8 protein-coding genes and 1 pseudogene are annotated in these 9,122 nt (G+C 65.0%); 8 read left to right on the forward strand and 1 reads right to left on the reverse strand.

The window, feature by feature from the left end:
• The first annotated feature begins 114 nt into the window (after window positions 1-114).
• The 8 genes from AB0M45_RS33470 to AB0M45_RS33505 all read left to right on the forward strand — a co-directional run bounded on the left by AB0M45_RS33470 (window position 115) and on the right by AB0M45_RS33505 (window position 8,539).
• A complete protein-coding gene (locus AB0M45_RS33470) occupies window positions 115-324 on the forward strand; it encodes a YbdD/YjiX family protein (protein ID WP_364337440.1) in 210 nt (69 codons plus the stop codon).
• Window positions 325-467: 143 nt separating this feature from the next.
• A complete protein-coding gene (locus AB0M45_RS33475) occupies window positions 468-1,166 on the forward strand; it encodes a hypothetical protein (RefSeq protein ID WP_364337442.1) in 699 nt (232 codons plus the stop codon).
• A 604-nt stretch (window positions 1,167-1,770) separates the two neighbouring features.
• On the forward strand, window positions 1,771-1,989 hold the full coding sequence (locus AB0M45_RS33480; RefSeq protein WP_364337443.1) for a hypothetical protein: 219 nt from the start codon (window positions 1,771-1,773) through the stop codon (window positions 1,987-1,989).
• A 207-nt stretch (window positions 1,990-2,196) separates the two neighbouring features.
• Window positions 2,197-3,387: a helix-turn-helix domain-containing protein gene (locus AB0M45_RS33485; RefSeq protein ID WP_364337445.1), complete on the forward strand. Its 1,191-nt coding sequence runs from the start codon at window positions 2,197-2,199 to the stop codon at window positions 3,385-3,387.
• A 173-nt stretch (window positions 3,388-3,560) separates the two neighbouring features.
• Entirely contained in the window at window positions 3,561-5,012 is a 1,452-nt protein-coding gene (gene lpdA, locus AB0M45_RS33490) for a dihydrolipoyl dehydrogenase (protein ID WP_364337448.1), read from the forward strand.
• Window positions 5,013-5,023: 11 nt separating this feature from the next.
• Window positions 5,024-6,208: a pyruvate dehydrogenase (acetyl-transferring) E1 component subunit alpha gene (gene pdhA / locus AB0M45_RS33495; protein WP_364337450.1), complete on the forward strand. Its 1,185-nt coding sequence runs from the start codon at window positions 5,024-5,026 to the stop codon at window positions 6,206-6,208.
• 19 nt (window positions 6,209-6,227) lie between these two features.
• On the forward strand, window positions 6,228-7,211 hold the full coding sequence (locus AB0M45_RS33500) for an alpha-ketoacid dehydrogenase subunit beta (protein ID WP_364337452.1): 984 nt from the start codon (window positions 6,228-6,230) through the stop codon (window positions 7,209-7,211).
• A gap of 17 nt (window positions 7,212-7,228) precedes the next feature.
• Window positions 7,229-8,539, forward strand: coding sequence for a dihydrolipoamide acetyltransferase family protein (locus tag AB0M45_RS33505; RefSeq protein WP_364337454.1), 1,311 nt, complete (start codon window positions 7,229-7,231; stop codon window positions 8,537-8,539).
• A 158-nt stretch (window positions 8,540-8,697) separates the two neighbouring features.
• Here AB0M45_RS33505 and AB0M45_RS33510 read toward each other — a convergent pair.
• A pseudogene (locus tag AB0M45_RS33510) lies at window positions 8,698-9,122 on the reverse strand (transposase family protein); the annotation flags it as partial.

Genomic DNA, 9,122 nt, shown 5'->3' on the forward strand with positions numbered 1-9,122 from the left:
CGGATTCATCGCCACCGCGGCGGAGAAGGAAATCCAGAAACAATGGGACGAACTGATCGCGACCGGACAAGTACGCGCACCCGGCGCGGCACACGCCAAAGTGGAAGCGATGCAATGAGGGCCGACGCTGCCGGGCATCGGCTGGCCTCCGCATTCTTGACGGTGGTGCGGTGGTTCGATTCGGTGCTCGGCGGCCAGGACTACCAGCGTTATGTCACCCACCTGCGGCGTAACCATCAGGCCTGTGAAATCCCGTCCGAACGCGAGTATTGGCGGGCCCGGCACGCCGCGGCCGACCGAAATCCGGCCAACCGCTGCTGCTGACAACGCTCATGCATAACGAGGTCCGCAGGTCCAGGTCAGGCCGGACCTGCTCCTCCTCGACCGGCGGCCAGCGGTGCGATATACGCCACCACGGCACGCCCGGAAAAGCGTGGGGGAAATGAAATATCCAGAGAGGAATAAGAATGAGGAAAGTCATGACTGTGGCCGCAGGGCTGGTCGTGGCGGTCGGGATCGCATCCGGCTCGGCCGGTGCGGCACCCAGCGGTGATGACGGTGCGGTCGGATTCACGGCCAAAGCTACCGACACCCAATCGATCATCACGACCGATGCCGGCTCGATGGTCGTGGAGGACGGTGTCTTCAAGATCAAAACCAGCCAGGGCGCCACGGTGGCAGGTATGCCGTTGACGTTCCGTGTCGATGACTTCGAATTCCCGATCGCTGCGGATATCGCGGATCGGACCGCGACGCTGACACCGAAATTCGATGTAGCGCACGCGACCTACAAGCCGGTCGCCCTGCCTTTCGAGGACAAGGCGCCGTGGAAGACGGAGTACGACCGTGAGGTCGCCGCCTTCAACCGCATGAAGGACACCATCGCCGCTGGTGCCACCGTCGGCACCCTGATCGGCGGCATCGGCGGCGGCGCCGTCGGCTGCGTGCTCGGTGGCATCGCCGGCGCGACGGTCGCCTCGGCGACCATCATCGGCCTGTTCGGTGCGTTCATCCCGGCCGCGGCCATCGGCTGCCTCGGCGGCATCATCGCAGTCGGCGCTCTCGGCACGCTCGCGGGCCAGCTGCTGATCACCGCTCCGGTCGCCATCGGGGCTGCGATCCAGTACTTCGCCACGATCAACCAGCCGTTCGTACCGGCGAAGTAGGCGGGCGAGAGATGCGGGTGATGTTGCTGGGGTAGGACCGCAACCCTGCTCTCCCGGGCCGGGCGGACTCCTGCCCAGCCCGGAAGGGCACTCCATCCCCTCGGAGCAGAACCATCACGACAGATCGTGCGGTGTGGGTCTCACTCGATTCGACAGGTTTCGATCGATGTCTCACGGCGCATTTCACAAAATGAACAGAAGACAAAGATGATCAAGTATCTGAAAACCGGCCCCCGCACGTCGTCTGTTGTCGCTCGTCCAGGATGCACACCGGTCGGGTCCGAAATGGCAGACCACCAAAGAATCAGTCCGCAGCGAGTGGTCCGCGCGCGTAGGAGTTCCGGACCGGTGTTATCGACGACCGAGGCCGTGGCACTCATTCGTTTCGCCAGAGCCTGGGCGCCGTACGGTCGCCCACCCGAGGGTGAACTCTTCGTCCAGTTCGGCGTCACCAACGCCAGATTTGTCGAAATGCTCGACCAGGCAGTCGATCAGCTCGACTGCGACACATATTTTCGTGCTGCACTCGCAGCGGCCTACCCCGCTTTGAGAAGACCCCGATAGCGTGCGTCGCTATGTCTGACGCCATTGCCGAGGAAATTCGATGGACAAAGCGATATCACCGTGGCTCGACGAACCCGACGTGCACCTCTCGGTGAACCTGCACGGGATTCGGATGGAATTCGCGGCCTGCTTCACTGCCGCGTTCATCTTCGTCCAGGAATGGAGTACCCACTACCGCCCCAATGCCATTACCGTGCTGACCGGAAGCACTGATGGCCTGGTACGGTTACCGGGCGAACGGCTATACCTCGAACCGTAGCCCATTGGCGATCTCGATCACGATCGGCGGCGACCGGTCTGCCGACATTCACTGAATTGCGATGTGGGTCCGGGCGTTCGGCAACGCGGCCCCACCCGTCGGCGTCACCGCATCGCCGGGATGGCGACCCGATCGCTCCCGGCAGCGATGTCGTGGTGTGCTGCCGCCAGTCCTGGAGCACAGCCGATGAGAAGGATATTGATCGACATGTCGACCCCACAGAAGACCGTTCCGGGGACTCGCATGCAGGAACTGGTGGCGGCGTGCCGTGCAGAGATCCCGACTCTGATCGACCGGCTGATATCGGACATCTTCACCGACAATCCGCAATGGACGGATTACTCGTCGATTACTCACGCGGATTTGCACGATGGCTGCTGTCGATACGTGACCCGCATCCTCGATCTGTTGGGTGCGCCGATGACTGCCGTCGATGACGAGGTCGCCGCGTACATCGGTCGCCGCCGTGCCGAGCAGGGGGTGCCGCTGGAAGTTATGCTGCGTACCTTCCGCCTCGGCGGCAGGGTTGTGTGGGAGGTGTTGCTGGAGAAGGCGGACGACCTCGCTCCCGGCGAGATCCGTGCGGTGGGCACCGCGTTGTGGGCAGTGATCGACGGGCTGTCCTCGTCACTGGTCACTTCCTACCGCAATACCGAATTCGAGCAGCTGCGCAGCGATGAGCGCCGTCGTCACGCTCTGATCGAGGACCTGCTCGGCGGTCGAGCACGGGACAGCGCCTTCCTCGCCCGCGCCGCACGTGAGTTGAATCTGCCGGTCGGCAGTACCTATCTGGTCGTCGTAGTCTCCGGCGTCGGCGGGCCGGTACGCACGGGCACGGAGACAGCGTTGGCCGCGGTCGGTATTCGTTCGGTGTGGCACGATCGCGTCGATTCGACTGTCGGGCTGGTTGCGATCGAGCGTCATAACGTCAGCTGGGTGTTGCGACGGATCGAACCGTACGTCAGGGGACGGGCTGGTGCCTCACCCGCAGTGAGTGGACTGGACGAGGTCGACACCGCGCATGCTTGGGCATTGCTGACGTTGCAGACTCTGCCCGATGACGCAACGGGATTGGTGCCACTGGACCAGCGTTTCCAGTACGCGTTGCTCCTGCGCTCGAAGGATCTGACAGACATGTTGGTCGCCCACACCCTCGGTCCGGTCCTGCAACTGCCCGCATATGAACGCAGCATCCTGCTGGAGACGCTGGCGGCCTGGTTGGCACACAACTGCTCCGCCGCCCACGCCGCGCCGCAGCTGCACTGCCACCGCAACACCGTCATCAACAGGCTCAACCGCATTTCCACTCTGCTCGGCCATCCACTCGAAGGTCAGCGTAACTACGTGGAATTGTCGCTGGCGCTGGCCGCGCTCGACCTCATCCCGCCATCACACTGAGCCCGATATCGGTCGGCGGATAGCCTCACCGGATTGGGCTCAGCGCCCAGTCTCGAGCCCCTATAACTGGGCTTCACGGCGATTGTCTGGGCATTTCGCTCCAGCAACACTCGATATGACTCACCCCACAATCGGAGGTGGGTCGGAATCATCGAGTAAGAGGAGCACCACGAGTGCCGGATTTCGATCTACTGGTGGTCGGCGGCGGCCCGGGCGGTTATGTCGCCGCTATCCGTGCGGCCCAGCGCGGCCTGCGGGTCGGCTTGGTGGAGAAGGAGCGTCCAGGCGGGGTCTGCCTGAATTGGGGGTGCATTCCGACCAAGGCGATGCTGCGATCCGCTGAGATCTTCCAGACCATCACCGCGGCAGCCGATTTCGGCGTCTACGCCGACAACGTGCGGTACGACTTCGCCGTGGTGCGGCAACGCAAGGACGGCATCGTCAAGGAACTTACCGACGGCGTGGCGAGCCTGCTCGCCGCCAACGACGTGACGGTGATCGAAGGCCATGCCCGCTTCACCAGCCCGACCAGCGTCGAGGTGTTCGAGGCCGGCCATTCGCCGATCTTCCCCGGCGGTCCCCGCTACGCCGCTGCGCCCACGGCCACCGCCACGCGCACGGTCACCGCGAACGACGTGATCATCGCGACCGGCTCGGTGCCGGCCCAGCTGCCGATTCCGGGTGCCGACCTGCCGGGCGTGGTCACCTCCGACGGCGCGTTCGGGCTGATCGGGGTGCCCGACCGCTTGGTCGTCATCGGAGGCAGCGCGGTCGGCGCGGAATGGGCCAGCCTGTTCGCGACCTTCGGCAGTCAGGTGACCATCGTCGAAATGCAGGACACCCTGGTGCCGCTGGAGGACGCCGACGTGGGATCGGCGCTGGGCCGGTCTTTCACCAAGCGCGGAATCACCGTGCTCACCAGCTCGACGGTCGAAGCCATCGCGCGCACCGACGCGCTGCGGGTGACCGTCGGCGGCAAGCATGCCCGGCAACTCGACGCGGACGTGGTGCTCGTCGGCGTGGGACGGCGACCCAACACCGCCGAACTCGGCCTCGAAATTGCCGGAATCGAGGCCGACGTACGGGGATTCATTCCCGTCGACGAGCAGCTGCGTACCAGCGTCGAGCACGTCTACGCCATCGGCGACGTCACCGGCCGCGCCTTGCTCGCGCACGTCGCCTCGCATCAGGGCCTCACCGCCGCCGATGTGATCGCCGGTCACCCGGCGCACATCGATTACACCGCGATACCGGCCGCCACCTTCACCCACCCGGAGATCGCCAGTGTCGGGCTCACCGAGGCGAAGGCGCGCGCGGCCGGACACGACCTCATCACCGCGCGCTTTCCCTTCGCAGCGCTGGGCCGGGCCAAGACCTTCGGCGAGACCGAAGGGTTCGTGAAGATCATTGCCGGACAGCGTTATCGGGAAGTGCTCGGCGTGCACATCATCGGATCGTCGGCCAGTGACCTGATCACCGAAGGCGCGCTGGCCATTGCTCTGGAGGCGACCCTCGACGAGCTCGCCGACACCATCCACGCCCACCCCACCCTCGGCGAGATCGGTATGGAGGCGGCCTTCGCCGGACTCGGACTGCCCGTGCACATCCCGCCCCGGAAGCGTTGAGGAGCCCTGTCGTGACCACCGGAACCGCACCGCGCAAATCTGCCCGTAAAGCGACTCGGCCGGCGCCCGAACGCGTGCACGCCGCAGCCGAGCTCGCCACCGAAGGTCGCGCAACCGACGACACAGTATCCGCAGAGCACCGCGACGACTCCTCGGTAAGCGCCCCGATCAACACGCGAATCGCCGCAGAGGATCCCAGCACCCTGCGCGGCCTCTACCGCGACATGCTGTTCGTGCGCCGATTCGAGGAGCGTACGGCGCAGAGCTACCAGCAGGCCAAGATCGGCGGCTACTGTCACCTGAACCTGGGGGAGGAGGCCACCGTGGTCGGGGTGGGCGCGGCCATGCGACCGACCGACTATCTGTTCACCAACTATCGTGAGCACGGCTACGCGCTGGCCAAAGGCATCGAGCCCGGCCGGGTCATGGCGGAACTGTACGGCCGCTCCACCGGCGTCTCCAAGGGCTGGGGCGGCTCGATGCACATCTACGACACCGAGACCCGCCTGCTCGGCGGTTACGCCATTGTGGGCGGCCAGCTCCCGCTGGCCGTCGGCGCCGCGCTCGCCATCGACTATCGCGGCGATGACGACGTGGTCGTGTGCCAGATGGGTGAGGGCACGACCAATATCGGCGCATTCCACGAGTCGCTGAACATCGCGGCGCTGTGGAATTTGCCCGTGGTGTTCTTGGTGATCAACAACCTGACCGGGATGGGCACTACGGTCGAACGCTCCTCCGCCGAACCGGATCTATGGAAGCGCGCCGCGTCCTACCGCATGCGTGGTGAGCGCGTGGACGGCACCGATGTGCTGGCCGTCCGCGACGCGGCGAGCGAGCTCATCGAAACGGCGAGGCGTGCGGGGAAACCGGCACTGCTCGAGGCGGTGAGTCACCGCCTGAAGGGCCACTCCGTTGTCGATCCGGCGAAATATCGTACGAACGACGCGGTTTCGATCGCCCGTGCCAACGATCCGGTCGTACGTTGGCACAACGCCCTGATCGAGGCCGGTGTACTGAGCGAGCAAGCCGCAGCCACCCTCGAGGCCGAAGTGAGCGCGGAGGTCGCCGCCGCGGTGGAATTCGCCGACTCCAGCCCGCATCCACAGCCGTCGAGCCTGTTCGACTACAACTACGCGACGCCGGTACCAGGCGATTCACGCCGTCTGCCCGCCGATCCGCTCTTCACCAGTTAAGGACATCACCGTGGCTGTCATGACCTATCGTGAAGCGCTGCGCGAAACCCTCCGCGAGGAAATGCGGCGCGACGACGACGTCTTCCTCATAGGGGAGGAGATCGGCGTCTTCGAAGGCTCCTACAAGATCACCGCAGGCCTGCTGGCCGAATTCGGCGAGAAACGGGTACGCGACACCCCGATCGCCGAAGAGGGCTTCGTCGGCGCAGCCATCGGTGCCGCCATGCTCGGCCTGCGCCCGGTCGTGGAGATCATGACGATCAACTTCTCGCTGCTGGCGCTGGATCAGATCGTCAACCACGCCGCCAAGGTCTACGGGATGTTCGGCGGACAGACCAATGTGCCCATGGTCATTCGCACCCCGGGCGGCGGCGGACAGCAGCTGGGCGCAACACATTCACAGAACATCGAGCTGTACTACGCATTCGTGCCTGGCCTGAAGGTGGTCGCGCCGAGCACTCCGGCCGATGCGCGGGCGCTGCTCAAGGCCGCCATCGACGACGACGATCCGGTGCTGTTCCTGGAGAATCTGTCGCTCTACAACACCAAAGGCGAAGTGCCGGAAGATCTTCCGATCGCCCGAATCGGCAAGGCGGCGGTAACCCGGACAGGGGTCGATATCACGCTGATCGGCTACTCCCGGATGGCGACGGTGTGCACACAGGTCGCTGAACGGCTCGCTGCCGAAGGCATCTCAGCCGAGGTCATCGATCTGCGTAGTCTGCGCCCCCTCGACCGCGACACCTTGATCCAGTCCGTCCGCAAGACCGGCTGCGCTGTGATCGGCGAGGACGACTGGCTCACCTACGGCATCGGCGCAGAGGTCGCGGCATCCATCTCCGACGGCGCCTTCGACTACCTCGACGCCCCCGTGCGCCGGGTGGCCATGGCCGAGGTGCCGCTCCCATATGCAAAGCCGCTCGAACGGCTCGCTCTGCCGTCCGCCGATTCGCTGTACACCGCCGCAGTCGAAACCCTCGCGGCCGTCGGCAAGCGACGCTGATACCGAAGGACACACCAATGCCCGAAATCACCATGCCTCGCCTCTCCGACACTATGGAGGAAGGCGTCATCGCCTCGTGGCTCAAGCAGGTCGGCGATCCGGTCGAACGAGGCGAGATCCTCGCCGAGATCGAAACCGACAAAGCCCTGATGGAGCTGGAAGCCTACGACGCAGGCGTCCTCGAGCAGATACTCGCCGGGGAAGGTGCACGCGTGCCGATCGGCACCCCGATCGGCATCATCGGCGATGGCAGCGGATCCGCCACCAGCACGTCGGACCACACCGCGGTCGGACCTGCGGCCACCGCACCCACCGAACAGGCTTCGCCAACCGCTCCTGCACCACATCTCGGCGATACCCCTGCGCCGGTGACTTCCACGGGCCCGGCTGTCACCGTCGCCGAAACAGCCGCCGCGGGCGGCGACGAAGCCCTGGGTCGCAAGAAGTCGTCGCCGCTGGCGCGCAAGATCGCCGAAGAACTCGGTGTCGACCTTTCCACCGTAGTGGGCACCGGCCCGGGTGGGCGCATCACCCGGCAGGATGTCGAATCCACCCATCGCGCAGCCCAGCTCGCCACACCGATAGAAGGCACCACGGCTCCGGAAACAGAACGCTCGACTCCCGGACCGGCTTCGACGGCCTACGCGGAGATCCCGCTGACCACCATCCAGCGCGTCTCGGCCACGCGGCTCACCGAGAGCAAACAGCAGGCTCCCCACATCTACCTGACCAGCGCCATCGACGTAACCGATCTGTTCAGCTTCCGAGCGCAGATCAACGACACGCTGGCACAAACCGACGCGGGCAAAGTCAGCGTAAACGATCTACTCGTCAAAGCAGTCGCCGTCGCGCTGCGGGCGAACCCTTCGATCAACGTCTCCTTCGCCGACGACAAACTGTTGCAGCACACTGGAGTACATCTCGGCATCGCCGTCGCGACCCCGGCGGGCCTGCTGGTACCGGTGCTGCGTGACGCCGACCGCAAGAGCGTGTCAGCGATCGCCGCCGAAAGCCGTGACAAGGCCGAACGCGCCCGCGACCGCAAGCTGCGCGCCAACGAGATGGACGGTGGCACCTTCACCATCTCGAACTTGGGTATGTTCGGAATCGAGCACTTCACCGCCGTCATCAACCCGCCGGAGGCCGCCATCCTCGCTGTCGGCGCGGCTACCGACGAGCTCCGGCTGGACGACGGCCAAGTGGTGACCCGGAAGATCCTGCGGGTCACCATGTCCGCCGACCACCGCGCCATCGACGGAGCCGTGGCCGCGCAGTTCCTCCAACAACTCGGTGACCTGCTCGGACATCCCCTGCGCATCGTGACGTGATACGGAGGCCGCTCGCCCCGAACCGCCGGATTATTCTGGTCGAATCTGTCCCATCGAATGGGATCCGCCTGGATCGAGCCAAGCGGCCAAGGCTTTCCAATCGGCAAGGGTCAGTCGCGCAGCAGGATATGTCCGCGACTCGAGACAGTGAGCCTTTTTCATCTTTGTCTGGCGGCCTGAAGTTCGCGGTCTTGTAGCACGTGGATGGCCTTGGAGAGTTGGCCGGCCTTGTAAGGGCAGCATCGGAGCTTCCGCAGTACCCGCCAGCTCTTGAGCTGTGTGCGTTGGCGCGTTCGCCGCAGCCACGCAGTCGGGCATGGGCGCGGTTTTGCGTGTTTCTGAGACTCGGGTTTGTTCTTGCCCTTATAGGGCGTCAGAAACAGCCAGTGCTCCCTGATAACCCTTGTCTGCCAACGTGATCCAGCCAGCACGTTCGAGTTCGCGAAGAATCCGCCAGATCCGGGCCGCCGCCAGATCGTGCACGCTGCCGGGTAGTCCGCTCGATACCCACACGATGTCGCCGCCGGGGGTGGAGATGACCTGCAGGTTCATCCCGTGATGTTTGTGTTTGCCGGAGTAGAAC

It is taken from the genome of Nocardia sp. NPDC051787, assembly GCF_040681325.1.
GTDB lineage: Bacteria > Actinomycetota > Actinomycetes > Mycobacteriales > Mycobacteriaceae > Nocardia.

What these genes read in the sequence shown, in the direction of transcription:
- AB0M45_RS33470 (WP_364337440.1), top strand. Translation starts at nt 115, where the DNA reads ATGAGGGCCGACGCTGCCGGGCATCGGCTGGCCTCCGCATTCTTGACG.
- AB0M45_RS33475 (WP_364337442.1), top strand. Translation starts at nt 468, where the DNA reads ATGAGGAAAGTCATGACTGTGGCCGCAGGGCTGGTCGTGGCGGTCGGG.
- AB0M45_RS33480 (WP_364337443.1), top strand. Translation starts at nt 1,771, where the DNA reads ATGGACAAAGCGATATCACCGTGGCTCGACGAACCCGACGTGCACCTC.
- AB0M45_RS33485 (WP_364337445.1), top strand. Translation starts at nt 2,197, where the DNA reads ATGTCGACCCCACAGAAGACCGTTCCGGGGACTCGCATGCAGGAACTG.
- AB0M45_RS33500 (WP_364337452.1), top strand. Translation starts at nt 6,228, where the DNA reads ATGACCTATCGTGAAGCGCTGCGCGAAACCCTCCGCGAGGAAATGCGG.
- AB0M45_RS33505 (WP_364337454.1), top strand. Translation starts at nt 7,229, where the DNA reads ATGCCCGAAATCACCATGCCTCGCCTCTCCGACACTATGGAGGAAGGC.